Annotated in this window: 27 protein-coding genes; 19 read left to right on the plus strand and 8 right to left on the minus strand. The window is 45.3% G+C overall.

All coding sequences use genetic code 11. The annotated features are described in order from the left end of the window. The first annotated feature begins 315 nt into the window (after window positions 1-315). The 4 genes from BUB28_RS07925 (at window position 316) to BUB28_RS07940 (ending at window position 2,409) form a co-directional block, all read left to right on the plus strand. Window positions 316-885, plus strand: a complete 570-nt coding sequence (locus tag BUB28_RS07925; protein WP_072950447.1) for a DUF1836 domain-containing protein — start codon at window positions 316-318, stop codon at window positions 883-885. 42 nt (window positions 886-927) lie between these two features. After that, entirely contained in the window at window positions 928-1,125 is a 198-nt protein-coding gene (locus BUB28_RS07930; protein WP_072950449.1) for a hypothetical protein, read from the plus strand. Between the two features lie 40 nt (window positions 1,126-1,165). Then, a complete protein-coding gene (locus BUB28_RS07935) occupies window positions 1,166-1,378 on the plus strand; it encodes a hypothetical protein (protein WP_072950450.1) in 213 nt (70 codons plus the stop codon). A 134-nt stretch (window positions 1,379-1,512) separates the two neighbouring features. Beyond that, on the plus strand, window positions 1,513-2,409 hold the full coding sequence (locus BUB28_RS07940; protein ID WP_081373439.1) for a prohibitin family protein: 897 nt from the start codon (window positions 1,513-1,515) through the stop codon (window positions 2,407-2,409). Window positions 2,410-2,749: 340 nt separating this feature from the next. Here the strand turns inward: BUB28_RS07940 and BUB28_RS07945 are convergent, their stop codons facing one another. From BUB28_RS07945 to BUB28_RS07975, 7 genes are all read right to left on the minus strand, one after another. After that, on the minus strand, window positions 2,750-3,136 hold the full coding sequence (locus tag BUB28_RS07945) for a YegP family protein (protein WP_072950452.1): 387 nt from the start codon (window positions 3,134-3,136) through the stop codon (window positions 2,750-2,752). A 188-nt stretch (window positions 3,137-3,324) separates the two neighbouring features. Next, on the minus strand, window positions 3,325-4,185 hold the full coding sequence (ispE, locus tag BUB28_RS07950; RefSeq protein WP_072950453.1) for a 4-(cytidine 5'-diphospho)-2-C-methyl-D-erythritol kinase: 861 nt from the start codon (window positions 4,183-4,185) through the stop codon (window positions 3,325-3,327). Further along, a complete protein-coding gene (locus BUB28_RS07955) occupies window positions 4,182-5,363 on the minus strand; it encodes an aminotransferase class I/II-fold pyridoxal phosphate-dependent enzyme (RefSeq protein ID WP_175547821.1) in 1,182 nt (393 codons plus the stop codon). Before BUB28_RS07955 ends, ispE begins: the two co-directional genes overlap by 4 nt. Before the next feature lie 2 nt (window positions 5,364-5,365). Next, window positions 5,366-5,842: an Lrp/AsnC family transcriptional regulator gene (locus tag BUB28_RS07960; protein WP_072950455.1), complete on the minus strand. Its 477-nt coding sequence runs from the start codon at window positions 5,840-5,842 to the stop codon at window positions 5,366-5,368. A gap of 24 nt (window positions 5,843-5,866) precedes the next feature. After that, entirely contained in the window at window positions 5,867-6,841 is a 975-nt protein-coding gene (locus BUB28_RS07965; RefSeq protein WP_072950456.1) for a hypothetical protein, read from the minus strand. Between the two features lie 13 nt (window positions 6,842-6,854). Beyond that, the gene (locus BUB28_RS07970; protein ID WP_072950457.1) at window positions 6,855-7,709 is read right to left on the minus strand and encodes a histidinol-phosphatase HisJ family protein; all 855 of its coding nucleotides are present in this window, start codon (window positions 7,707-7,709) and stop codon (window positions 6,855-6,857) included. A 56-nt stretch (window positions 7,710-7,765) separates the two neighbouring features. Beyond that, window positions 7,766-8,242: an HIT family protein gene (locus BUB28_RS07975; protein WP_072950458.1), complete on the minus strand. Its 477-nt coding sequence runs from the start codon at window positions 8,240-8,242 to the stop codon at window positions 7,766-7,768. Window positions 8,243-8,618: 376 nt separating this feature from the next. Here BUB28_RS07975 and BUB28_RS07980 point away from each other — a divergent pair, with 376 nt between their 5' ends. The 14 genes from BUB28_RS07980 (at window position 8,619) to BUB28_RS08045 (ending at window position 22,600) form a co-directional block, all read left to right on the plus strand. After that, the gene (locus BUB28_RS07980) at window positions 8,619-8,888 is read left to right on the plus strand and encodes an ACT domain-containing protein (RefSeq protein WP_072950459.1); all 270 of its coding nucleotides are present in this window, start codon (window positions 8,619-8,621) and stop codon (window positions 8,886-8,888) included. An 18-nt stretch (window positions 8,889-8,906) separates the two neighbouring features. Then, window positions 8,907-10,265, plus strand: a complete 1,359-nt coding sequence (locus BUB28_RS07985; protein WP_072950460.1) for a PFL family protein — start codon at window positions 8,907-8,909, stop codon at window positions 10,263-10,265. A gap of 174 nt (window positions 10,266-10,439) precedes the next feature. Next, entirely contained in the window at window positions 10,440-11,417 is a 978-nt protein-coding gene (locus BUB28_RS07990) for a phosphotransferase enzyme family protein (protein WP_072950461.1), read from the plus strand. Between the two features lie 100 nt (window positions 11,418-11,517). Next, on the plus strand, window positions 11,518-11,955 hold the full coding sequence (locus BUB28_RS07995) for a hypothetical protein (RefSeq protein ID WP_072950462.1): 438 nt from the start codon (window positions 11,518-11,520) through the stop codon (window positions 11,953-11,955). Between the two features lie 10 nt (window positions 11,956-11,965). Further along, window positions 11,966-12,310 (plus strand): ArsR/SmtB family transcription factor, encoded by a 345-nt coding sequence (locus BUB28_RS08000; protein WP_072950463.1) that lies wholly within the window; start codon window positions 11,966-11,968, stop codon window positions 12,308-12,310. An 8-nt stretch (window positions 12,311-12,318) separates the two neighbouring features. Continuing rightward, entirely contained in the window at window positions 12,319-13,125 is an 807-nt protein-coding gene (locus BUB28_RS08005; RefSeq protein ID WP_072950464.1) for an amidohydrolase family protein, read from the plus strand. 202 nt (window positions 13,126-13,327) lie between these two features. Further along, the gene (gene dapF / locus BUB28_RS08010; protein WP_072950465.1) at window positions 13,328-14,206 is read left to right on the plus strand and encodes a diaminopimelate epimerase; all 879 of its coding nucleotides are present in this window, start codon (window positions 13,328-13,330) and stop codon (window positions 14,204-14,206) included. Further along, window positions 14,194-15,405 carry an LL-diaminopimelate aminotransferase gene (locus tag BUB28_RS08015; RefSeq protein WP_072950466.1) on the plus strand — a complete coding sequence of 404 codons (1,212 nt, stop codon included), beginning with the start codon at window positions 14,194-14,196 and terminating at the stop codon, window positions 15,403-15,405. Before dapF ends, BUB28_RS08015 begins: the two co-directional genes overlap by 13 nt. Window positions 15,406-15,609: 204 nt before the next feature. Next, window positions 15,610-16,593, plus strand: a complete 984-nt coding sequence (locus BUB28_RS08020) for a glycosyltransferase family 2 protein (protein WP_072950467.1) — start codon at window positions 15,610-15,612, stop codon at window positions 16,591-16,593. Between the two features lie 202 nt (window positions 16,594-16,795). Then, complete coding sequence (locus BUB28_RS17250; RefSeq protein WP_072950468.1) at window positions 16,796-17,203, plus strand: hypothetical protein; 408 nt, start codon at window positions 16,796-16,798, stop codon at window positions 17,201-17,203. 112 nt (window positions 17,204-17,315) lie between these two features. Next, a complete protein-coding gene (gene rny / locus BUB28_RS08030) occupies window positions 17,316-18,893 on the plus strand; it encodes a ribonuclease Y (RefSeq protein ID WP_072950469.1) in 1,578 nt (525 codons plus the stop codon). 151 nt (window positions 18,894-19,044) lie between these two features. Next, window positions 19,045-20,757, plus strand: a complete 1,713-nt coding sequence (locus tag BUB28_RS08035) for a dockerin type I domain-containing protein (protein ID WP_072950470.1) — start codon at window positions 19,045-19,047, stop codon at window positions 20,755-20,757. Window positions 20,758-20,796: 39 nt separating this feature from the next. Beyond that, window positions 20,797-22,251: a hypothetical protein gene (locus BUB28_RS08040; protein ID WP_072950471.1), complete on the plus strand. Its 1,455-nt coding sequence runs from the start codon at window positions 20,797-20,799 to the stop codon at window positions 22,249-22,251. 178 nt (window positions 22,252-22,429) lie between these two features. Beyond that, entirely contained in the window at window positions 22,430-22,600 is a 171-nt protein-coding gene (locus BUB28_RS08045) for a DUF362 domain-containing protein (RefSeq protein WP_072950472.1), read from the plus strand. 54 nt (window positions 22,601-22,654) lie between these two features. Here the strand turns inward: BUB28_RS08045 and BUB28_RS08050 are convergent, their stop codons facing one another. Further along, a complete protein-coding gene (locus BUB28_RS08050; RefSeq protein WP_431767972.1) occupies window positions 22,655-22,852 on the minus strand; it encodes a DUF1540 domain-containing protein in 198 nt (65 codons plus the stop codon). A gap of 181 nt (window positions 22,853-23,033) precedes the next feature. On the opposite strand from BUB28_RS08050, the gene BUB28_RS17030 reads away from it, so the two are divergent. Beyond that, window positions 23,034-24,998, plus strand: coding sequence for a DUF6583 family protein (locus BUB28_RS17030; protein ID WP_081373440.1), 1,965 nt, complete (start codon window positions 23,034-23,036; stop codon window positions 24,996-24,998). Window positions 24,999-25,093 lie beyond the last annotated feature (95 nt).

Below are 25,093 nucleotides of genomic sequence, written 5' to 3' on the forward strand. Positions count from 1 at the left end.
AGGCTTTATCTTATTATACCATATTTTTTTAAACAAATCAACGTTCACGGAAAAAGATTTATCGTTTTTGGGTGAATATGATGTAAAAAAGTAAGGGCTTGGTTTGTACATATATTATAATAGAGGGAAACAACGACAGCATACGCAAAATATCATCTTGATATGAAAAAGTATGAAAAATGCTGAAAAACAATGAAATTCAATGATAAACTCAAAAAAAATCTGAAAAACAGGCTAAAATATCCCAGGATAACATTTGCAGTTCATATGAACTTATGATATAATCATATCATCGCAAGAGAGGAGATAACGACTATGAACAGACTTATTCCCGGAACTACAATGAAATTTTCCGAGCAGGCTCGTGAATCGGCTTTTTCCGTGATCTCACCTGTTCTTGAAGCTACAGGCGGACTTACACTTTCCCAGCTCTCAAAGCTCACAGGGCTTGAAGGCACTACTATCCAGAACTGGATAAAGCGCGGCTGGGTATCCGCTACCAAGGGCAAAAAGTATTCGGAAAAGCAGATAATCCGCATACTTCTTATAAATATGCTCCGAAAGGCTATGAAGCTTGAGGACATTGCAAATCTTATGCGCTATATCAACGGCGATGTTGAGGATACCTCAGATGATATCATAGAGGATATACTCCTTTATAATATCCTTTGCAGGATAATCTTTACAGCAGAGGACGAAGGGGCGTTCGATACCGAGCATATAAAAACTCTGGTATCCCGTGAGTTAGCGGATTATTCCAAAGAGGTCAAGGAACTTGACAAGCTCCGAAAAGCCATGTATGTCATGGTTATGGGGTACAGGAGCGGTTGTCTGAGGACTGAAATGGAAAAGGGGCTCGAGGTCATTCTTGAAGGAATGAAATGATCGAAAAAATACATGATATCGGATATTAGGGAGGTTTAAGAAATGAATGTTGTAACTGCATTACTAATGAGCAAAAAGAAAATAATCAAGCTGTTTGAAGTATCAAAGGCTTATTCCGAGGACAGTGCAAGGACACTTGATGAATTGGGCATCTATAATCCCGAGGCTACCTTTGAATTGCTGTATGACAATGTCATTTCAGCAACAGAGGACGGAAAGTATTTTCTTAACAAAGTATAAAAATACAGCATGATATACGGATGAAAAAGGGGGCTTTGTCATGGCGTTCGTTCCGCCTGTTCCGCTTATCAGGAAGAAAAGGATAGTAAGGGCGCTTATGAAAGCAAACGCTTACTCGGAAGGCAGTGCCAGAAGGCTTGATGAAATAGGATTGTTCAATCCTTACGGATTCCCGCTTTTGACTGCCAGAATGATAAAGCGGAAGGTAATATCGGTTACCGATGATGGAAGGTATTATCTTAATAAGGGGTAAAAAAGATTAATGTTGGGGTAAACGATCAGACTTAATAAGGGGTAAAAAAGATTAATGTTGGGGTAAACGATCAGACTTAATAAGGGGTAAAACATTCAAATACACTAATAAATACACATTAAAGGAGAATTATTATGCCAATCAATGTTAGGGAGATCAATAATGCACCGAAGAAGCCAAGCTTTAAGGGTATAAAGTGGGCTGTTATAGGAATTGCCGCAGTTCTTGTAGCTGCAAATTCCTTTACCATAGTGCCCGCAGGTAATACAGGTGTAGTTCTTACACTTGGCGAGGTATCATCAAATCCGCTTACAGAGGGTTTCCACATCAAAGCTCCGTTTGTTCAGACGGTTGAGAAGATGTCCAACAAGATACAGGTGTTTGAAGCAAAGGCTACAGCGGTATCGCGTGACTTACAGACTGTAAACAGTGATATTGCCGTAAACTACAGACTTATCTCTGATAAATCACCTGATATGTACAAGAATGTAGGTGTTGAATACAGCACTATACTCGTTTCTCCTGTTGTTCAGGAGTGCATGAAGTCTGCGACAGCAAAGTACAATGCAGAACAGCTCATTACAGAGCGTGAGGCAGTAAGTACCGAGGTAAAGACAGCGCTTGATGAAAAGCTCAATTCCTATGGTATATATATTGAGAAATTCAATATTGTAAACTTTGATTTTACAGAGGAGTTCAATAACGCTATCGAAGCAAAGCAGGTAGCAGAGCAGAACCTCCTCAAGACAAAGACCGAGCAGGAGCAGGCTAAGGTAGTTGCAAAGACCGAGGCTGAAAAGAAGGTCATCGCAGCAAATGCTGAGGCAGAGGCAATACTTGCTCAGGCACAGGCTCAGGCAGATGCTAACAAGCTTCTTGAAGAGTCGCTTTCAAGCAAGGTAATAGCTTACGAGCAGATCCAGAAATGGGACGGCGTAATGCCTAAGGTAACAGGCAAGGACGGCGGTCTGCTCATAGATGTGGATATCAACGATGCAGTATCCAATAACGCTGCACAGCCACAGAACTGAAATGAATAAACTTTCGGGGGGAACAAAGCTGTTCGCGGAACAGTAATACAGATCTCCGACCTCCGCCAAAGGGGACGGGGGAGGGGATCCGCTCATCTACCAAGATAGGGATAGAAGCTCGGGGAAAACAGAGAGCTTCACGTACATAAAAAATATGCGGTAAGTCTGGGGAGACTTCCGCAGTTGGGGTAAACATTATTTCTTATATAGTTGATATGATGACTAAAGCTTATGTAGGGGTACATAGGCTTTTCTTTTTGCATATAAGCGCAGGACAGCTGAGATCATATAACATACTGTTCTGAAAAAAAGGACTGCCGCACAGCGACAGTCCCTGTTTTTACTTTTTATCAGGCTCAGGCTCGATAATAGGAGCGTCAACAGCGTTTTTCCTTACGCTTGCGATACCCTTTTTACAGCTGTCCTTCTTGACATAGCCTTCACTGGCGGCGATGGTCTCGCCGTTCCTTGCTTTAAGGCGGAATCTGAATTCGCCTGATTTGTCCTTGTAAATCTCGAACTTCGGATTTGTCTCAGTCTGAAATCCTTCTACGGTCTGATCTTCAAGATTAGCCTCAGGAGCGTTCTTCATAACGCTGGCGATGCCGTTTTTAACGCTTGCGAGTGTATTGTATACCTCTCCGCCTGTAGCGATCACCTCTCCGTTACCAGCCTTCAGGCTGAATGTAAAGCCAGTCTTGGTAGTCTTGATGATAAATTTGCCCATAATTATTTTCAACACCTTTCAGCATAATGTTATAAATCGAACTTGCCGCCGATTTTCACCATAATTATAACTGAATTATATCATCTTGTCAATAGATTTTGTTAAATTTCATCAATATAACGAACAAAAAGTAAATCTGTTCAATTTTTGATAAAAAAGAGCGTACCAATGTACGCTCCTCATCATATTTATTCTGTAATAATAAAGCTTTCGGGGACTGTTCTGCATACTGCCGAAAAAAATCCCTTTTCCGTCAGCTTTTCAGCACATATTTCAGCCTGTGCGGTATCAGTGAAAAGTCCGAACACTGCCGAGCCGCTGCCAGTCATGATCGCGCTGAGAGCATCATTGCCAAGCATTACAGACTTTATGCTGTCAACTTCTTCCAGCTGTACAGCCTGCTCAAAGAGATTGCCGAAGTATTTGCAAGCCGTATCGGGAGCTTTTTCTATGGCATCAATAAGCTTTTTGGTTTCGGTGTGGACAGGTGCAGCAAGGCTGTCGATGTTTCGGTAAGCCTCAGCCGTAGAAACTCCTTCCTTTCCCTTTGCGATGACAAGTATACGTCCCGAATAATCGGCGATTGGAGTTATTTTCTCACCAATGCCCTCAACGTAGGCAGTTCCGCCCGTAAGGAAGAAGGGGACATCTGCCCCCAGCTTTTCGGGTGCGCTGACGCTTTTTCCCGTCATTCTGCCGAGACAGTAGAGCACGGCAGCTGCATCGGTGCTTCCGCCGCCCATGCCTGCCTGTGAAGGTATACCCTTTTTAATATGTATACGGCAGCCGCAGTCCATACCGTTCTCCTCAAAGAACAGCTTTGCGGCTTTATATGCGATATTGCGTTCATCGCAGGGGATAGGGTCAGAGCTTGCAAAGCTTTCGGGCACTTCACAGCTCAGCTCTATGCCGCTGTCGGTAAGCTCCACAGTTACCTCGTCATAGAGTCCTACGGTCTGGAATACGCTTTCGATAGCGTGATAGCCGTTGGGGAGCTTTCCCGTGACATCGAGTGCAAGGTTGACCTTTGCCGCTGTCTTTACCTTCATTTCTTTTCAGCCTCCAGCTTTTTCAGGAACTTCTCTATACGTCTGATAGCTTCCATAAGATGCTTTAGTGAATAAGCGTAGGAGATACGCATATAGCCTTCGCCGCTTTCACCGAATGCACTTCCGGGGACTGCCGCAACTCTCTCCTCAAAGAGCAGTCTTTCGCAGAATTCCTCACTGGTCATGCCTGTGCTCTTGATACACGGGAACACGTAAAACGCGCCCTCGGGGTTGAAGCAGGTAAGTCCGAGGCGGTTGAATTCGCCCACAAGATAGCGGCGGCGGATATTGTACTCCTCTACCATTTTTGCTACTTCCTTGTCACAGGAGGTAAGCGCCTCAACTGCGGCATTCTGGCTAATGAATGGGCTGCACATGATACCGTACTGATGTATCTTCGATATTTGGGTGATTATAGGTTCGGGAGCCGTAACATAGCCAAGTCTCCAGCCTGTCATGGCGTAAGCCTTCGAGAAGCCGTTAACGTAGATAGTACGCTCTCTCATGTCTTCAAGCTCGATTATGGAGAAATGCTTTCTTCCGTATGTAAGCTCGGAGTATATCTCGTCCGACAGCACCATGATATTTGTATTGCGGAGGAAATCCGCAATAGGCTCTAAGTCCTCTTTCGTCATAACTGCGCCTGTGGGATTATTCGGGAAAGGCAGTATCAGGAGCTTTGTGCGGTCAGTTACCTTGTCCTTGAAGTCATCGAGCGTAAGCTTGAAGTTATTCTCGATGCGTGTAGGCACAGATACGGGAACTCCGCCTGCAAGCTCTACAAGTGGCGCATAACAGACGAAGCAGGGCTCCACGACAAGCACCTCATCGCCCGGGTCGAGAAGTCCTCTGAGAGCAAGGTCTATAGCCTCAGAGCCGCCTACGGTAACGATTATCTCCTTGTCGGGGTCATACTTTACGCCGTGCTTTTTCTCGATATGGGCGGAAAGAGTATTTCTCAGAGGAACGAGACCCTTGTTTGGTCCGTAGATGATATGCTTTCTTTCAAGCACCTGTATGGCAGCCTTTCTTATAGCCCATGGCGTATTGAAGTCAGGCTCGCCGACACCGAGGGATATAACGTCCTCCATAGTGCCTGCAATGTCGAAGAACTTTCGTATCCCCGACGGTTTTATGTCCTTTATCTTATTGGAAAGGACTTTATCGTAATCTATCACGATCAGCCGAGTCCCCTTTCATCAGGCTCTTCACGGTCGATGAATATGCCTTTTTCCTTGTATTTTTTCAGTATAAAGTGTGTAGAAGTAGATAAAATTCCGTCAATTGTAGCAAGTCTTTCCGAAACGAAGAAGGCAACGTCCTTGAGGTCGTTTCCCTTAACCTCAACAGCAAGGTCGTAAGCGCCTGATGACATAAGGCTCACGCTCTCAACTTCATCGTACATCATTATTGTCTTTGCAATATCGTCAAATCCGCAGTCGCGCTGGGGAGTAACTTTGAGCTCGATAGTAGCGTATACAGTTGACTTGTCGTAGAGGTCGTCGTCCACGATAACGCTGTAGCCCTTGATGACGCCGCTTTTTTCCAGCTTTTCTATCTCGGCGGCTGCCGCTTCAGCGGAGATACCAAGTATTTCGCCCAGCTCCGCGTTAGAAATGCGGGCATTCTGCTGTAATATTTTTACAATGTCTTTCATAATATCATTTCCTTTCGTTATATATTAGTATTGCCTGTATTCGCCCTGAGTATAGCCGTAGTATTCAAGCACATCGTCCCATGTCTTGTCAACGAAATTGGTATATCCGTAGCCGAAGTCACAATCGCCCACATATTTCTTATCGCGGGCTGTGTCCCAGCAGAAGAGCTTTGTTACGGAAATACCGTTGTATTCCAGTACATACTCTATATCACCGTGTTCAGGTATCTCCCAGTCGAGGTCAGAGGTAAAAGGCGCATCCTTGCTCCATTTGCCGTAGAGATATACGGGGATATCTTCCTTGCCGCGGTTGTATTCCCATGCGATAGCCGCAGCAAGGTCGCAGGACTCCATGAGCTCCTTGTCATTGAAGTCATAGCCCTCAGGCTCCTGATAGCTGCTGTTGTTATTATTGCTGTTGTAGCCGTAGTCGTCATCTTCAAGCTTTATATCGGTGTATTTACCGTATTCCAGCCCGAATTTGTCAAGCACCTTTTTCCATTTCAGCTCTCTTATGTCGTCAGCGTCCTCGATATCGCCGTAAACTCCGACTTTATCCTTTCGTGAAGTACCGCTGCAGCACATAACAGCCTTTGGATAACCTGTTTCGTCGAGAATTACTATATATTCAAACTCCTTGTCGGTGGGAAAATAATTTCTGACCTTTTCGCCGAAATCGCCCTCGCCTGTCTTTGTGTAGACGATATCATTGCCGAATTTGCTTTCCTCATCTACCAGAACTGTCATTATACTATTATAAATCGACTTTGCATGTGAATTTGCGGAAACCTTTTTGCTCTTTTCGACATAGCTCATCATTCCGAAGCTGAGGTCGAGACCCCTTCCGCTTTTGTCCTTTTTCTCGGTAGTCTCCTGAGCTTCCGTAGTTGTCTCGGGCTCGGATTTTTCCTCAGATTTGCTTTTCTCCTTGCCGCAGCTAAATGAAGCCGATACGGTAAGAAGTGCCAGACTGAGCAATAATGCTCTTTTAGCTTTCATATTTATTCCCCCATTATGTTATGTCTATGAAATAAGGCTTTCTCTTTTTGAAGTAAGCTATGCGGCTGAAGCCTGCCGCTCGTGCGACTCCTATGCCGTCTGCGGAGTTTGCGGCTATATCCTCAACTGTGTGAGAGTCCGAGCCGACTGTGATTATCTCACCGCCCATATCGCGGTACATTTTTGTATATTTAAGGTTCGGGAAGCAGTCGCCGAAGCCCTGACGCAGTCCCGAGGTATTTATCTCTATGCCTTTTCCGTTCAGTGCAAGATTGCGGAATATCTCCGCTATAATATCATCAAACCTGCTTATATCGGCATTTATGTCGTTTCTCTGCTTCATGTAGCGCAGACAGTAGGTAAGATGTCCCAAAACGTCAAAGAAGTCGGTTTTGCTGACTTCATACACCTCTTTGAAGTAACGCTCCAGCAGGTCGTATATCTCGTCCATAGTCATTTTTTCGTAGTCTATGAAGTAGAAATCCTGCTCGCCCATTACCTGATGCACCGAGCCTATGATAAAGTCTACACGCTTGTCGGCATTGACTATCTTAGCGGCATCTGTATCCTGTAGTATTTGTCCCAGCTCAACACCGCAGATGAGGTTGAGCTTTCCTGCCCATTTTTCTTTCAGAGCCGTGACCGCAGATACTGAGCCCTCAAAATCGGCAGCATAATCGAAGCTTTCGCGGAGATAGCGTTCCTTCTCGGGATAGTGCTCCTCTTTGTACCAGCCGTTACATTCACAGTGGTCGGTAATGGCGTAGGCAGCAAGTCCCAGCTCAGCCGCTCGCTGTACACAGAGGTCGATATCAGCCTCGGAGTCCACCGAAAACTGCGTATGTGTATGGCAGTCTGTAAGTATCATTGTCTCAGCTCCTTTTTAATGTATTTTATTATTATAACATATTCGCAGAAAAAAAGCTACTGTTTTTTTCGAGTGAGCAGTTCCAGCTCTTCAAGGAGCTTTTTCTTCATGCTTTCCAGTTCCTCTGCTGTGGGGCGGTTGTCGTCGGAGTACATCTTCTCCATAGGGTACCACCATACAGGACCCTTTCCGTGGTTGCCGTAATTGCCTATATCGCCGCTTCTGCGCGGATACAGATGCCAGTGGAGATGTGCGTCGCCCATGCCGAGAAGCTCGTAATTCATTTTCTCCGCACCGAAGGCTTTTGCGGCAGCCTCTGCAACTATGGTCATTTCCTCCATGAATTTAGCTCTTTCAGCCATGTCAAGGTGAAAAAGCTCGGTCTTGTCGCCGTGGTGCTTGTACAGAAAGAGAGTATAACCGTAAAAGTGCTGATTATCGCCGATAACTGCATAGCCTGTTTCAAGCTCTTTTACGAAGTATGGATTTGTGCCATTCTTTATCATTTCTATTCTGTCGCAAATGAGACACATAGCATTGTTTCCTTTCTCCTGATTTTTCATATTATATCACAGTTTCTGCTCTTTTTCAATAGGAAGATGTCCGTTACTTGGTCAATTCGGAATCAGGAATGCGGAATTCGGATTTAATGGTATCGGCTTTGCCGATAAATTGAAATATTATTCTTCAAATCCATCGCCGTAAGGCGATACATCAATTCCTAATTACGAATTCCGAATTCCGCATAAATCAGCGTGGGCGAACAATGTTCGCCCCTCCGTGGCTAAGGGCAAAAGGCTAAAGGCTGAACAGGGGCTAAATAATACTTGCTTTTTCGGAATATGTGTGTTATAATTATATCAATCATTCGGAAAGTACCGAACTACAATAAAAACGGAGGTTTTAACTATGAGAGCAGTTGTAACTGTTATTGGTAAGGATACTGTGGGAATTCTTCACAAGGTAAGCGGTATCTGCGCTGAGTACAATGTTAATGTAATAGAGGTAACACAGAGCGTTCTTCAGGATATGTTCGCTATGATAATGCTGGTGGATATATCGGCTATAAAGGGCGATTTCTCTGAGCTCGTGGAAAGAATGACCAACCTCGGCAGCGAGCTGGGGCTCTCTATCCACACCATGCACGAGGATATCTTCAACTCAATGCACAGCATTTAATGAAAGGAAGTCCGCTCAATGCTTAACGTATATAACATACTTGAAACTATCCGCATGATACAGGACGAATGTCTTGATATCCGTACTATAACTATGGGTATCTCTCTCCTTGACTGTATCGACACGGATATTGATAAGGCTTGTGAAAAAGTCTATAATAAAATAGTAAAGAAGGCAGGAAACCTTGTTGCTGTCGGTCAGCAGATAGAGACAGAGTACGGTATACCTATCGTAAACAAGCGTATATCGGTAACTCCTATCGCTATGCTTGCAGCTGCCTGCCCTGACGGTGATACCGTTAAATTCGCAAAGGCACTCCAGAGAGCTGCTGATACCTGTGGTGTAAACTTCATAGGCGGCTATTCCGCACTTGTACACAAGGGCTTCAGCGCAGGCGATATGGCTCTTATCAAGTCTATCCCCGAGGCTCTTGACGTTACTCAGAACATCTGCTCGTCTGTAAATATCGGCTCTACAAAGTCGGGTATCAATATGGACGCTGTAAAGCTCATGGGTCAGATAGTCAAGGAGGCTGCAATAAAGACAGCAGACCGCGACTGCATAGGACCTGCAAAGCTTGTCGTATTCTGCAATGCCGTTGAGGATAACCCCTTCATGGCAGGTGCATTCCACGGCGTAGGCGAGCCTGACTGCGAGATACACGTAGGTGTGTCGGGACCCGGAGTTGTACGCGCAGCTCTTACAAAGTACCCTGACGCTTCAATAAATGAAATTGCTGACATAATCAAAAAGACTGCATTCAAGATAACCCGTATGGGTCAGCTTGTCGGCGCAAGAGCTTCCGAGCTTCTGGGCGTACCATTCGGTATCGTTGACCTTTCACTTGCTCCTACACCTGCTATAGGCGACAGTGTTGCTCATATCCTTGAGGAAATGGGTCTTGAAATGTGCGGTACTCACGGCACTACGGCTTGTCTCGCTATGCTTAACGACGCTGTAAAGAAGGGCGGCGTAATGGCTTCGTCCACTGTCGGAGGACTCTCAGGTGCATTTATACCTGTATCCGAGGACGCAGGCATGATAGATGCAGCTGTTGCAGGCGTACTCAGCCTTGAAAAGCTTGAAGCTATGACAGCGGTATGCTCTGTAGGACTTGATATGATAGTTGTTCCCGGTGAGATAACTCCCGAGACTATTTCTGCTATCATTGCAGACGAAGCTGCTATCGGTATGGTCAACTCAAAGACAACTGCTGTACGTCTTATCCCTGCTATCGGCAAGAAGGAGGGAGACACCCTCGAATTCGGCGGACTTCTTGGCAGCGGTCCTGTTATGCCTATCAGAGAGAAGTCACCTGCCAAGTTCATCAACCGCGGCGGACGTATCCCTGCACCTATGCAGAGCCTGAAGAATTAAGCAGCGTGACGCTGCACCCTTGCCACGTTGACGCTCGTAAACTCGCTGACTCTTTTCAGCAGTGTAAATTGTACATCGCTTACAGCACATTACGTGGCAAAACAACACCAGATCACTTGTAGGGGCGGATATTATCCGCCCTTTTCAATTCGGAATTTATTGGAGGAAACATATATGGATATTCGTAATATTCCTCAACTTTTTAGTCTCCCCGAAGCGGCTGAGCTCACCGAGCTCAACAAAGGGCACATAAACGGTACATATCTTGCGGTCTGCGGCGGTAAAAAATATATTTTGCAATCTCTGAACAGGGCAATCTTTCGTGCTCCCGAAGCTGTTATGGAAAACATCAGCCGAATAGAAGCGGCTTTTGTCGAGTGCGGCTCTGACGTTGCAGTCCCGCATTTTATCGCCTCAGGCGATAAAATATATGCGGTCGCTGACGAAAAAGTATGGCGTATCTACGAGTATATAACAGCGACCGCAGACGCCGCGGCTGAACCCGCGGCTGCGGGACGGGCGTTCGGCACATTTATAAGGACTATGGAAGGCAGTAAGCTCAGCACTGTTCCTGCTATAGAGGGCTTTCACGATTACGACGGATATTTTGCAGTTCTTGTGTCAAAAAGCGGCATAGACAGAAGTGTTATGGTGACTCTTGACAGACTCCGCGATACATTGGGACAGGTGTTTGACAGCTCCATGAAAAAGCGTATCATACACGGTGACGCAAAGGCGGATAATATCATAGTCTCGGAGAAAATGACAATAATAGATCTTGATACGGCTATGTACGGCTATGCAGCCATTGATTACGGCGACCTTGTCCGCTCGGTGTGCAGAAACGTCATATCTGACCTTAATGCAGTCCGCGAAATAACCTCAGGATTTGCGCAGGGACTTGGCGGGATACTCTCCGACGATGAAGTAAATTCCCTGTATTACGGCATATTATGGCTCACAGGTGAGCTTGCTGTACGTTATCTTATAGACTACAGAAGCGAAAACAAGTACTTCCGCGGCAAAACCTCTGCACAATGTCTCGCCCGTGCCGAGGAGCTGCTCTCTCAGCTGAAACAGTTCACAGACCACGGCGAAGAGCTGAAAGAGATAGTCCGTTCGCAGTTTTATGCTGTACCTTCTGAGCACTGATAACTAAAATTATTGATTTATCAGAAAAAATGTGGTATAATTATATTGACATATAATGGTAGGACAAGCTCGTTATCATAACCGTAAAGGGGGCGCGGTCATGGAGGTCATACTTGTTATCATAGTGATATCGGTACTTGCAGTCATACTCGGCGTAAAGGTCATGTGGCTGGTATTCGGCTTTGCAGCCCTTATCGGACTTGCGTTTGCGGTCTCTATGCTGCTGCTTACCATATTCTTCGTGAGACTGTTGTTCACTAAAAAGCACAGGGCTTCATTTTCGAGGATAGACAAAAGTCCCCGAAGCAAATTTAAAGTAGCCTATTATATAATTGACGGTACGGAATACCCTAATATCTTCCCCGAGGAGGGCTTCCTGCGCAATATGCTGTACAGAAGCGACAAGAGTCATACAGTTTTTCTCACAAGAAACAAGAAATACGTTTATGATAAATTCGCCTGTACTACCTGTACTATCGGATTTTTACTCAGCATTGTATCTGTAATAGCAGGCTTTTTCATCTTCGATCATATCTAAGGAGGAAATAATGGAGGAACATATCTGCGGCACTCACGGAGTGCATAACGACATTGTGGAAAAGGTTTCAAAGGTAATGCCCGATGAAGCCATACTTTATGAGGCTGCGGAGCTTTTGAAGGTATTCGGCGACGCAACAAGGATAATATTCGTGCTATGTCAGAGCGAAATGTGCGTCTGTGATATCGCAAGACTGCTGAATATGACACAGTCCGCTATATCACACCAGCTTAGAGTGCTGAAGCAGGCTCGTCTTGTAAGCTCAAGGCGCGACGGAAAAACTATCTACTATTCCCTTTGTGACGACCATGTAAAGACCATATTCTACCACGCAATGGAACACGTTATGGAGTGAGCCCCTCGATGAGATATTTTGATTTTCATACCCACGCATTTACCGATACTCTTGCAGAACGCGCTATGTCGGAGCTTTCAAAGACGAGCAGCATAGTTCCCGCAACTGACGGTACACTGGACGGTCTGCGCAGGAAAATGGCTGAAAACGGCATAGACCGCGCTATGCTCCTGCCTGTGGCTACAAAGCCCTCACAGCAGACTGCCATAAACAACTGGGCTGCGGAGATAATGGGCGGCGGTATTTATTGCTGCGGAACAGTCCACCCCGATGCAGAGGACGCAGCTGCGGAGGTGGAGCGCATAAAGTCCCTCGGACTCTGCGGCGTTAAATTTCACTCGGAGTATCAGAAATTCTGTCCCCATGAGGAGAGAATGTTCCCTATATACGAGAAAATAGCCGAGCTTGGACTCATAGCGGTTTTTCACGGCGGTTGGGATCCCTACTCAGAGGATATTATAAGAGCGACTCCGCAGAGTTTTGCGGCTGTGGCTGAGACCTTCCCGGAACTGAAAATAGTTGCCGCACATCTCGGCGGCATGAAGCTGTGGGACGATATAGAGAAATATACCGCAGGAAAATTCCGTAACCTGTGGTTCGATGTGGGAGTTATCTCACGGTATATAGAGGACGAACAGCTCCTGCGCATAATACGTATGCAGGGGGCTGACAGGGTACTTTTCGGCAGCGATTGTCCGTGGGACGAGCCTGCCAACGAAATAGCCATGATAAACAGGCTACCTCTTACAGATGAGGAAAAGGAGCTTATCTTCTACCGCAATGCCGAAAGGCTAATCGGGGGAGAGGAGCTTTAGCAGACAGTAAGCAGTATGGACGGTTTGACCGTCCATTTTTTTGTTCTGCTGACGGTAAACAGCTAATTTTGCTCTTGACATTTCCTATAATGTTAGTATATAATAAATACGGCGGAGCTTTTGCGTGTTAGCAGCGCAGAGGCTGTTTAGCACCGCTTTTTACTGCTCTCTCCCGTGAGTCACCACCGATGGGAGCAAAATTATGAGATTTTCAAAAATGCACGGCATCGGCAACGACTATATCTATGTGAACTGCTTTGAGGAAACTGTAAACGAGCCCGAAAAGGTATCAGCAGTCCTCAGCGACAGACACAAGGGCGTAGGCGGCGACGGCCTTGTACTCATCATGCCCTCTGATATTGCGGATTTCCGCATGAGGATATTCAACGCAGACGGCTCTGAGGCTATGATGTGCGGCAATGCCACACGCTGTATCGGCAAATACGTCTATGATATGGGGCTTACCGATAAGACTGACATTACACTTGAGACAAATTCAGGCATAAAATATCTGAAGCTTTACCTGAAGGGAGACAAGGTCGAGCTTGTTACCGTGGATATGGGAAAGGCTATTCTTGTTCCCAAAGATATCCCCGTAAACAGTGATCTTGACCGCTTTGTGAGCCAGCCTGTTGAGGTGTGCGGCAAAACATGGGATATCACCTGTGTTTCTATGGGAAATCCCCATGCTGTCATATTCACAGAGGGCGTTGCAGAGCTTGACCTTGAAAAAATAGGTCCTTGCTTCGAGAACCATGAGCTCTTCCCAAACCGCGTGAATACGGAGTTTGCTGAGGTCATCGACGACCATACTCTCAATATGCGCGTGTGGGAGCGCGGAAGCGGCGAGACCTTCGCCTGCGGTACGGGTACCTGTGCGACAGTAGTTGCAGCAGTTCTTAACGGTATCTGTAAGCAGGACGAGGAGATACTTGTACATCTGCGCGGAGGAGACCTGCGTATCACCTATAAATCGAACGGAACTGTGCTTATGACAGGTCCTGCCGAGTACGTTTTCGAGGGAAATGTTTCCGACGAATTCATTAATAAAGCAAAGGAGAATGTTGTATGCCGCAGTTGAATGAAAACTTTCTCAGACTTGAGAAAAATTACCTTTTTATAAATATTGCAAAGAAAATAGCCGCCTTCAAGGAGGCTCACCCCGAGGCTGATATCATAAGAATGGGTATCGGCGATGTTACGCTCCCTATCGCACCTGTTGTCATAGAGGCAATGAAGAAGGGCTGCGACGAAATGGGCGTAAAGGAGACCTTCAAGGGCTATGAGGACAGTGGTGCAGGCTATGATTTCCTGCGTGAGGCTGTATCGGGCTATTATAAGAGCTTCGGAGCAGATGTTGCTCCGGACGAGATAAGGATAAACGACGGTGCGAAGTCTGACTGCGGAAACATCGTCGACATCTTCGGGGACGACAATACTATACTTGTTACAGACCCTGCTTATCCTGTTTATGTTGATTCAAACCTTATGAGCGGCAGAAAGATAATCTATGCCGACTCCAACGAGGAAAACGGCTTTGCAGCTATGCCTGATGAGTCGGTACACGCTGATATCATCTATCTCTGCTCGCCTAACAACCCTACAGGCTCTGTGTATACACGCACTCAGCTTAAAGAGTGGATAGCCTACGCTAAGAAGAATAATGCCATAATCATCTATGATTCGGCTTATGAAGCATTTATCACAGACCCTGACGTACCGAGGAGCATTTTCTGCATCGAGGGTGCAAAGGAGTGCTGTATAGAAATGTGCTCACTTTCAAAGACCGCAGGCTTTACAGGTATGAGATGCGGATATACCGTTATCCCCGAGGCTCTCAAGGTCATTGCAAGTGACGGTACAGAGGTATCTGTGGCTCAGATATGGGGCAGACGACAGGGAAGCAAGTTCAACGGCGTTTCCTATCCTGTACAGTGTGCAGCAGCTGCTGTATTCACTCCCGAGGGCTTGAAGCAGGTACACGAGAATATCGCGTATTATCAGGAAAATGCACGTATCATCTCAGATACTATGACAAAGCTGGGCGTTAAGTTCACAGGCGGCGTAAATTCGCCGTATATCTGGTTCAAGTGCCCTAATGATATGAAGAGCTGGGATTTCTTCGACCTTATGCTTGAAAAGATAGCAGTTGTGGGAACTCCAGGTGCAGGCTTCGGAAAGAACGGCGAGGGCTGGTTCAGACTTACCTCCTTCGGCGACAGACAGCGTACCATAGAGGCTATGGAGCGTTTTGAAAAGCTTGTAAGTGATATGAAGTGATATAAAAGGGCGGAAACGCCCTTTTATTTTTTCACAAACCGCCCTATATTGACATATTTTTCACTCTGTGATATACTTTTATTACTGTTGTTACGTTGTGATAAGTTTGGGACGTCGAGTGCGGCGTCACCTACAATGTTGATATTTGTTTCGGAATGCCGAGGGCGGTGTTCCCTGCAAGTCATTGACAGGAAAGGAATAGCTATGGATTCCCCCGAAATACTATACATGGTAGTTCCGTGCTATAACGAGCATGAGGTGCTCAGAGAGACCGCGGAACAGCTTAAAACAAAATATACCTCTCTTATAGATTCAGGTCTTATTTCTCCCGAAAGCCGCATAGTGTTCGTGAACGACGGTTCTTCCGACCAGACATGGGGGATAATAAAGGAGCTTCACAGCAAAGAGCCTAAGCTCTTCTCGGGTATCGACCTTGCTCACAACAGCGGTCATCAGAACGCTGTACTGGCAGGACTTATGACCGTAAAGGATATCTGCGATATGTGCATAACTATGGACGCAGACTTGCAGGACGATATCAATACCATTGACGAAATGGTGAAGAAGTACTATGAGGGCAATCAGGTAGTCTACGGCGTAAGAAGCGCAAGAGATACGGACACGTTTTTCAAGAAGTCCACAGCCGAGGGATTTTATAAGTTTATGAAGGTCATGGGTGCGGACGTTGTTTATAATCATGCGGACTTCCGCCTTATGAGTAAGAGAGTATTGCAGGAGCTTGCAAACTTCAAGGAGGTAAACCTGTTCCTCCGCGGCATGGTGCCGCTTATCGGCTTTCAGAACTGCAAGGTGTATTACGAGCGCCATGAGAGAGCCGCAGGCGAAAGCAAGTATCCGCTGAAAAAAATGCTGGCATTTGCAGTAAACGGTATAACTTCATTCAGTACAAAGCCCCTGAAAATGATAACGGCTCTGGGACTTATAATGTCCGCTGTCAGCGTTGTTGCCTTTATATGGGCGTTTATCACGAAGATAGCAGGCTTTACCGAGCACGGCTGGTCGAGTACCATGTGCTCCATATGGCTCATTGGCGGATTGCAGCTGTTCTGTCTCGGAATCATAGGCGAGTACATAGGCAAGATATACGCCGAAGTAAAGCAGCGCCCACGGTATATTGTGGCGGAGTTCCTCAGCGATGTGAATGAAAAGAAGGAAAATCAGCAGTAAGCCGAAACGATTAGTTTTAAAGACTTTCTGTTGGCGGGCGTTCCTAAAAGCTCTCCTTAAAGCTGTAAAAAGCTTTTAGGGGAGCTTTTTCTGTAACCAAAATACTCCTTCTGCAATAGGGCAAAAAAACGCCTAAAATCAACGGAAAAACATTGATTATCAGAAAATTTATTTTTATATTCTCTGTTTTGCACGAAAAACGATGAGTGGATTTGTTGCAATTGATGAAAATTCTGGAGCTTTCTTACTGGTGGGCGGCGGCACGCCGCCCCTACATGGGGAATGCGTTATTTGTGTGGTTTGTGAAAACGGCGGGCGCACACTGTGCGCCCCTACAATAGTTTCATTGTTTTTTTCAAGATGGGCAGTCTTTTATTCACAAAAATCTATTGACAGGACGGCTGAAATATTATATAATAATTATGTTGTATTTATTTGCATAATATTACTTTGGCAGTATATGCAGCTTTGTTTTAAATCATTATCCGCAAAGGACGATATATATACAGTTCCTGCGGCTCTAAATATGATAAACAAAACAAATTTGGACGGGGATCATAACGTCCGTCTATTTTTTGCGGGTCGGATCCTTTGGGGGATCGGCTCTTGATCTATATATTTACAAATGAATAAAATAAGCGGCATTTACCGCCTTTCAGTAATAATTAAAAATTAGGATACAAACTTTTGATTATTTTTACAAAAAGGAGGTAATGCACTGTATGAACTTAGGTCTGGCTATTGTTCTTATCATCGTTGCGCTCGTACTGGGCGTAGGCGCAGGATATGTTCTGTTCTACAAAAAGGGCGTTGAGGCTGGCGTTGAAAAGCGTAAGCACGATGCAGAAGCTATCGTAGGTTCTGCTGAACAGCAGGCTGAGCGTATCATAGAGGACGCTGAGAAGGACGCTGACAATAAGAAGAAAAGTGCCCTTATCGAGGCTAAGGACGAAATACATAAGCTCCGTACAGAAGCAGACAAGGAGATCAAGGATCGCAGAGCAGAGCTGTCTCGTCAGGAAAGACGTATGCAGCAGAAGGAAGAAAACTTAGACAAGAAAACTGATAACCTTGAAAAGAAAGAGGAAACACTCAACCAGAAGATCAAATCAGCTGACGAAAAGCTGAAGGAGGCTGACTCTATAAAGAAGAGCCAGATGGATATTCTGGAGCGTATTTCCGAATTCACCAAGGATCAGGCTAAGGAGTATATCATCTCAAAGCTTGAGGACGATCTGGTGCATGAAAAGGCTGTTAAGATAGCAGCTTACGAGCAGGTCATCAAGGACGAATGTCAGGAGAAGGCAAGAAGCTATATCTCACTGGCTATCGCTAAGGTGGCTGCGGATCAGGTATCAGAGGCGGCAGTTTCTGTTGTACCTCTTCCAAATGACGAAATGAAGGGTCGTATTATCGGCCGTGAAGGCCGTAACATCAGAACCCTCGAAACTCTGACAGGTGTTGATCTTATTATTGATGATACTCCTGAGGCTATCACTATTTCCTGCTTTGACCAGATCAGACGTGAGGTCGCAAGGATCGCTCTCGAAAAGCTTATCGCTGACGGTAGAATCCACCCGACACGTATTGAGGAAATGGTCGAGAAGGCTAAGCGTGAGGTGGAGTACCGCATCAAGCAGGAGGGTGAACGTGCTGTTATCGAGACAAACGTTCACGGTCTTAATCACGAGCTTATAAAGCTTATCGGTCGTCTTAAATTCCGTACAAGCTACAGACAGAATGTGCTCGATCACTCGATCGAGGTTGCCAAGCTCTGCGGAGTTCTTGCTTCAGAGCTGGGAGTTGACGCAAATATTGCAAGACGTGCAGGTCTTCTCCACGATATCGGTAAGGCTCTTACTTCCGAGATCGAGGGCTCGCACGTTCAGATAGGCGTTGATGTTTGTAAAAAATACAACGAAAATCCTGTTATTATCCATGCTGTTGAGGCACATCATAACGATGTCGAGCCAAAAACAGTTATTGCCTGCATAGTTCAGGCAGCCGACGCTATCTCCGCTGCAAGACCTGCCGCAAGAAGCGAAAACTACGAAAGCTATATCAAACGTCTTCAGAAGCTTGAGGAGATATGCAACTCCTATGACGGCGTTGAGAAGTGCTTTGCAGTACAGGCAGGACGTGAAGTCAGGATCATGGTTATGCCTGAGGTCATCAATGATGAAAAGATGGTCCTCGTTGCAAGACAGATCGCTCAGCAGATCGAATCTGAAATGGATTATCCGGGTCAGATCAAGGTCAATATCATTCGTGAGAGCAGAGTTACTGACTACGCTAAATAATGTGTTTATGCGGTAAATAGTGAACGCAGAACGTTCGGCTGTCGGGCATTATGCTCGACAGCCTTTTTATTTCACTGTGGAGACATAAGGAGGTATGCTCCTTGTGTTTTCAGAATGAAATATGTCTTTTTACGGTAAAGGGGGATTTTTAATGAAAAAGGCTTCATTTTTCAAGGCGCTGACATCATTGGCTGCAACAGCTGTGATGGCTGCTGCGATGTTCCCTGCAAGTGCGGGGGCTGCGTGGGAAAAGGTCTGTACGCTTGGTGACCTGAACCGTGATACTCAGGTAAATGTGGCGGATATAGTTGTGCTTTCAAAAAATCTGCACGGCACTGCCAAGTTTGACGAGAAAAGCGTGTACAGTGTGTCGGGCTCGCAGAGGTATTCCGTAGAGTATTCAAACGGTGAGCACAGGGACGCTGTTATAAATAACGGAGCTATCCAGAAGGCGGATATCAATATCGACGGTGTCGTGGATATCCATGACCTTGTAGAGCTCAGAAAATGTGTTCTGAACAGTAATTACAGGGGAAATGTTGTGCAATGGATCCCCGAAACAACAACTACCACCACAACTACCACGACGACAACAACTACCACCACAACCACTACTACCACTACAACTACCGCTCCGAAAAAGGACTTTGTTACTGCTCCTGTGCGCGATATGTACGGAACACTGCCATCTCAGGGCGATGCAAACCTCATAATATTCTATGTGGACTTCCCTGACTGCAAGTTCAGTTACGAGCCGTCTACGGACAGGATAGAGGAGATAGCCTTCGGCGGTGATAATAAAAATTCAAAGATGTACCCGTTTGAGAGCTTTTCCGCTTTCTATTCGAGGGCTTCAAAGGGAAACATGAACCTGAAGGGCAAGGCTTTCAGATATACCTGCAAGAAAAATATTAGCAACTATCAGGGCGACGTTTACAAGAAAGATTTTACTACTGAAGTAATAAAGAATATGGACAGTCAGGTCGACTATTCAAAATTTGATGCGAACCATGACGGTGTGATAGATGCGATCCTCTTCTGTGTACCAAGCTCGTCTGACGAGCAGGACTGGTGGCCCTGTGCAGGAGGGTTCGGCGGCGACTACTGGATGAGAGTTGACGGTATGTATATAGGTCACGTTATAACAGGAAACGCCGATATAAAGTCTGACAGCGACTATACAAACTTCACCTCCACATATCTCCACGAAATGGGTCACTGTATGGGACTTCCCGACTATTATCTGTACGGCGTAGATGACTTTGAGGGTATGCACGGTTCGGCTGGCTATGACCTTATGGACGAGGCTTATTCGGACTTCAGCGCGGTATCAAAGCTTATGCTGGGCTGGTACAGAGAGGATCAGATACAGGTCTATGACAGATCAAAGGGCACTCAGACCTTTACCCTGACAAATGGTCAGTCAGATGACGGCAATTGCCTTATTATACCGTATAACGGGCTGGATAGCCATTATAAATCGGAATACTTTATCCTTGAATATACCACACTGGATAACAATAACTCTCAGGTCAAGGGGCATTTCTGGTGGAGACCTACGGGAAGCGGCGTAAGAGTGCTTCATATAGAGGCTACGGAAGCTGATGATGGCTGGCGCAAATACTTCCTGTATGAGAGCGGAAATGACGAGTATACCGATACAAATGCGGGAAGACGCTTTATAAGGCTGATAGACGACGGCGATAAGGACAATCTCTTCAGAGAGGGAGCAGTCATAAACAGCAATGTAAGCGGCTTCAGGTGGTATGACTCCAGCGGCAGACAGACTGTTGATCCGAAGGTCACCATAACTGTAGGAAAAAAGGAAGGCAACAGCTACACTGTTACTGTAACTCCTAATTAATAAATCTGCGTAAGCTTTCAGGAAGGAAAGAAACAAAACATGGCAAAAACTATATTTCACTCAACCGAAAAATCAAACTTTATTCTTAATATGAACGAGGAACAGTATTCAAAGCTGGCTTCAAGAGGTCTTGCGGCTGCTATGATGACGGCTCCGCTGCTGACATTAGTACCCGAGATAACAGACAAAGCGAGCTATTCGTTTACATCAGGCGGACTTGTTATTGGCGGTGTTATCGCAATGATAATCGCTATCATAGGTCTGATGAAAAAATATATCAGCAAGTGGAATATTTTCCCTGTCTGTGCTATGGCAGCAATGGTGCTGTGGGGCATAATGTCCCTCGTAAAGGGCTGTGACCTTGAAATATCATTTTACGGCTTCCCCGAAAGAGGAGAGGGACTGCTTGCGATACTGTTCTATTTCTGCTTCTTTACCTCTGCTGCATCGCTGAAGCGGGAAACTGCAATAAAAACCGTTATCGACGGAATTGTGGGAGTCGGAATACTAAACAGCGTTATTGCTCTTATACAGATATTCACAGGCAAGCTCAGTCATTACCGTTTAGCTGTTGATGAAGTTATAAATGCGGCTTCGGGACTGGTCATGTCGCCGCTCTTCCTTGCAATGCTTCTCACACTTTCGCTTACTGCGGCACTTATAGGATTCCTCACATCTGAGGAAAAAAAGCGCAGGATAGTTTTCATATGCTCCTCGCTCCTTTTCTCGTTCGTGATGATGTTCACATATTCGCTTATCGGCTTCTGCGGACTCGGTCTTGCAGTCATCATAGCTTTCATAGCTGCAATTGTGCTGAAAGCTCCTAAAAAGCGCCTTGTATGCATACCGTCATGCCTTATTGCGGCAGGTGCTGCAATAGCTGTTGTTTTCGGCGGAGTTATCGGAAATATCAGTTCATACAAGCTCTATGACGGCGTTATACTCTGGTGGTCGGATTCATATAAAAGAGCGTCGGCTTGTGCCATATACGATCCCGAAAAGGTGGATATCACCGATACATTAGATGTATATACATATCTTAATTATAAGTCATCTGAGATAATCAGGAAAAATCCTCTTTACGGAGTAGGTCCCGATCAGCTTGGTCTTGTTACCCTTAATTTCAGTGAGGAAATACCTCAGAATCTTACTCTTGCACAGTATATTATACACCCTAATAATAAGGGTTCATTCGATAAGGTGTACAATGAGTATCTCTACACATCTGTTACAAGAGGACTTCCTTCACTGGCTGCGCTGGTCCTCACACTTCTCGGTTCGCTGATACTGGGAATCAAGTCCTTCCGCAGAAGGAAAACGGTGGAGGCTTTTACAGTATGTGCTGTTACAGCGGCAGGTGTGCTGATATACTTGATATGCTGTAGCTGTATCGCGGTCGCACCTGTTTTCTGGACTGCCGCAGGAGCTGCCTGTGCAGGCATAACCACCGATAAGGAAAAGAAGGCACAGAAAAAGCTTGCAAAGAAAAAATAATGACATCACAAAAGCCTGAGAGACTGACTCTCAGGCTTTTTTTGCGTAAATACGCGGATATATCATATTTTTTGTAAGTAGAGACTAACAAAAAGCTCTTGATTTTTTGTCATAATATGATACAATGTAAATAACGAGGAGCAGGTAAGCTCCCGATTAATACGGAGGTGCATGTATAATGGCATATATTATTTCTGATGATTGTGTAATGTGCGGTGCTTGCGCTGGCGAGTGCCCAGTAGGCGCAATTTCTGAGGGCGACGGAAAGTACACTATCGACGCAGATGCTTGTGTTGAGTGCGGTGCTTGTGCAGGCGTATGTCCTGTTGGCGCTCCTAACGCTGAGTAATCAAAAAGCGTAAGCAGTTCCTTATAACGGAACTGCTTATTTTTTTACTGTTTATTATTCGCAGCAGCCTGAGCGCTTTACGAATGAATTGCAGTCGGTACACTCGGGGACGGTAGGATCAGCCTCGTGTGTGCCCACCGAAATGCAGTCGAGAGAACAGTAATTCTCGGATACAAGGTTGTGGCGGCACTGTGAAACGTCACATTTGATACTCTTGTTTTTCTTCATTTCTTCCATGATAAACATCTCCATTTTGAAATTGTCCTTATGGACTATATATATTCTGCCGCAATAATTATGAATTATTCGTTATAGATTTATTACAGCACGAAAACAAAACGGGAGAAATATTGACTTTTTCGTCGGTTTATGATAATATAATCATGAAGAGGGGACAAACTCTCTTAATGATATTTTTATGGAGGGGATCTATATGTCAAATTATGATCAGAACAATGGCTTCGACAATTCTCAGTTCGATTCTGAAACAAGTGCTTTCGGTGTTGAGAATGTCACAAAAAAGAGTAAGGGAAAGAAAGCAGCGCTGATAGGGGGTATATCTGCGGCTGTAGTAGTAGGCGGCGGTGCAGCAGCTTACGCATTTTCCGATACTGTAAAAAATCAGGTAAAGCTTCGTCTCAGCAAGCCTGAGAAGTATTACGCATGGGTAACTGAGAAAAACTCAGAGACTCTCGGCGAAATGCTCAGTGAAAGCTACAAGAAACGCCTCGACAACATGAAGAAGGGACAGGAGTTAGATCTTTCTGTTTACTATGAGGCAAATGATAACGTTAAGGATCTCATCATTGACGAGATCTTCGGCGGAAGAGGCGATGATGAGGAAGAAAAACAGGTAATCGACATCATCAGAAATACCGATAAATATGCTCTGTCTGCAAACCTTGCAAGCAAAAAGGGCAATATGAAAACAAGCGTTGGTCTTGACCTTGATGACGAACGTATCGTAAGCTTTGACGTTGCAGGAAATACAGATGAAATGGACTATTTCTTCCGTATTCCCGAACTCAAGGAAAAGTGGCTTGGATTTGACGCTTCAGGCGTTGAGGATCAGCTCGGCGACGCAGGAATGAAGGAGATAATCGACGCATACAAGGATATCCTCAAGGATCCCGGTTCATTCCTTTCACCTGAGGACCTTGAAACAGAGGTAAACAGATATACAGGTGTATGGTCGAGATTTGTCGATGAGGTAAAGCTTGAAAAGAGCGAAGAGATCGACATCTGCGATATCACTGTAAAGTATACCGTGGCTACAGTTGAACTCAACGACAAGGATATGGATAAGCTCGAGCTTGAGTTCCTCAAGGAACTGAAGAGCGACAAGATCATCAAGAATATCGTTACTGACAAACTTGATATCGTTGATGAGGACGAGTTTGAAGAGTCTATTCAGGACGAGATCGACTCTGTAAAGGAAGATCTTGACGATAACGAATACGACAAGGAAACTCTTGTAACAATAGATACTTATATCGACGCTACAGGTACTATCCGCGGCTTCAATTTTGCAACTGAGGACGCAGAGCTCTTTATGGCTCTCGGCAAGGACGGCGACAGCATCAGAGGCGAGATGAAGGCAACTGACGAAGACGGCGAGAATCCTTTCACTGTTAAGCTCAGTGCTGAGGAAAACGGCAAGAAGTACAGCGGAGATATTACCTTCACTTACAGCAAATATTCATACAGTGATGACGATAAGGTAACTAAGGAAGCTGTTTTAAAGTTTGACGACTTTGAGGTCGTTGACGAGGAGAAGGGCTATGTAAATGGTGATGTTGCTATCAATATCCCTGATGTGGATCCTATCGACATTGCTCTCAGCTCTGACGGCAAGAAGCAGGACGTTAATTTTGCACTCCGCATCGAAGGAACAGATTACGGCAAGGTCGGATTTACATATGGCATAAAGTACGGTACAGATGTTGACGTTCCCGATAAGGGCGACGCTCTTATGCTGGATGAGAACAGCATAAAGAACTTCAAGTTAGATGAGTATGTGACCGAGGACGAGCTCAGCGGCTTTTTCAAGGATATTCTCAAGAAGGTCGGTTTCTCTGACAAGTTTGTTGACGAATATGCAAGTGATATAACAGACTCTGTATTCGATGAGGTCGACAGTGAATTCGGCGATTATGATGACGACGACTTTGACTGGGACAGTGATGATGACGACTTCGATTGGGACAGTGATGATGATGACGACTGGGACTGGGACAGCGATGACGACGACGATGATTTCGGAAGTTCATCATATAAGTTCGATCCCGATGACTTTAAATACGAGGACTATAAGAAATACATGACAGAAGAAGAATTCGAGGAATACGTTGATGAAATGAAGAAATACTATGAAGAATTGGAAAAGAAGGCTTCATAACAAAGAATAAGAAAAGACCTCCGTTTAACGGAGGTCTTTTTATGTTATTTACTTAAATCCATTGTATGGTACGGCGTCACGAAATCTCCAAATGT

The sequence above is a fragment of the Ruminococcus flavefaciens genome, from assembly GCF_900143025.1.
Lineage (GTDB): Bacteria > Bacillota > Clostridia > Oscillospirales > Ruminococcaceae > Ruminococcus > Ruminococcus flavefaciens_I.

Coding starts and splice junctions, on each gene's coding strand:
- BUB28_RS07925 (WP_072950447.1), top strand. CDS start 316: ATGAACAGACTTATTCCCGGAACTACAATGAAATTTTCCGAGCAGGCT.
- BUB28_RS07930 (WP_072950449.1), top strand. CDS start 928: ATGAATGTTGTAACTGCATTACTAATGAGCAAAAAGAAAATAATCAAG.
- BUB28_RS07935 (WP_072950450.1), top strand. CDS start 1,166: ATGGCGTTCGTTCCGCCTGTTCCGCTTATCAGGAAGAAAAGGATAGTA.
- BUB28_RS07940 (WP_081373439.1), top strand. CDS start 1,513: ATGCCAATCAATGTTAGGGAGATCAATAATGCACCGAAGAAGCCAAGC.
- BUB28_RS07945 (WP_072950452.1), bottom strand. CDS start 3,136: ATGGGCAAATTTATCATCAAGACTACCAAGACTGGCTTTACATTCAGC.
- ispE (WP_072950453.1), bottom strand. CDS start 4,185: ATGAAGGTAAAGACAGCGGCAAAGGTCAACCTTGCACTCGATGTCACG.
- BUB28_RS07960 (WP_072950455.1), bottom strand. CDS start 5,842: ATGAAAGACATTGTAAAAATATTACAGCAGAATGCCCGCATTTCTAAC.
- BUB28_RS07965 (WP_072950456.1), bottom strand. CDS start 6,841: ATGAAAGCTAAAAGAGCATTATTGCTCAGTCTGGCACTTCTTACCGTA.
- BUB28_RS07970 (WP_072950457.1), bottom strand. CDS start 7,709: ATGATACTTACAGACTGCCATACACATACGCAGTTTTCGGTGGACTCC.
- BUB28_RS07975 (WP_072950458.1), bottom strand. CDS start 8,242: ATGTGTCTCATTTGCGACAGAATAGAAATGATAAAGAATGGCACAAAT.
- BUB28_RS07980 (WP_072950459.1), top strand. CDS start 8,619: ATGAGAGCAGTTGTAACTGTTATTGGTAAGGATACTGTGGGAATTCTT.
- BUB28_RS07985 (WP_072950460.1), top strand. CDS start 8,907: ATGCTTAACGTATATAACATACTTGAAACTATCCGCATGATACAGGAC.
- BUB28_RS07990 (WP_072950461.1), top strand. CDS start 10,440: ATGGATATTCGTAATATTCCTCAACTTTTTAGTCTCCCCGAAGCGGCT.
- BUB28_RS07995 (WP_072950462.1), top strand. CDS start 11,518: ATGGAGGTCATACTTGTTATCATAGTGATATCGGTACTTGCAGTCATA.
- BUB28_RS08000 (WP_072950463.1), top strand. CDS start 11,966: ATGGAGGAACATATCTGCGGCACTCACGGAGTGCATAACGACATTGTG.
- BUB28_RS08005 (WP_072950464.1), top strand. CDS start 12,319: ATGAGATATTTTGATTTTCATACCCACGCATTTACCGATACTCTTGCA.
- dapF (WP_072950465.1), top strand. CDS start 13,328: ATGAGATTTTCAAAAATGCACGGCATCGGCAACGACTATATCTATGTG.
- BUB28_RS08015 (WP_072950466.1), top strand. CDS start 14,194: ATGCCGCAGTTGAATGAAAACTTTCTCAGACTTGAGAAAAATTACCTT.
- BUB28_RS08020 (WP_072950467.1), top strand. CDS start 15,610: ATGGATTCCCCCGAAATACTATACATGGTAGTTCCGTGCTATAACGAG.
- BUB28_RS17250 (WP_072950468.1), top strand. CDS start 16,796: ATGAGTGGATTTGTTGCAATTGATGAAAATTCTGGAGCTTTCTTACTG.
- rny (WP_072950469.1), top strand. CDS start 17,316: ATGAACTTAGGTCTGGCTATTGTTCTTATCATCGTTGCGCTCGTACTG.
- BUB28_RS08035 (WP_072950470.1), top strand. CDS start 19,045: ATGAAAAAGGCTTCATTTTTCAAGGCGCTGACATCATTGGCTGCAACA.
- BUB28_RS08040 (WP_072950471.1), top strand. CDS start 20,797: ATGGCAAAAACTATATTTCACTCAACCGAAAAATCAAACTTTATTCTT.
- BUB28_RS08045 (WP_072950472.1), top strand. CDS start 22,430: ATGGCATATATTATTTCTGATGATTGTGTAATGTGCGGTGCTTGCGCT.
- BUB28_RS08050 (WP_431767972.1), bottom strand. CDS start 22,852: ATGGAGATGTTTATCATGGAAGAAATGAAGAAAAACAAGAGTATCAAA.
- BUB28_RS17030 (WP_081373440.1), top strand. CDS start 23,034: ATGTCAAATTATGATCAGAACAATGGCTTCGACAATTCTCAGTTCGAT.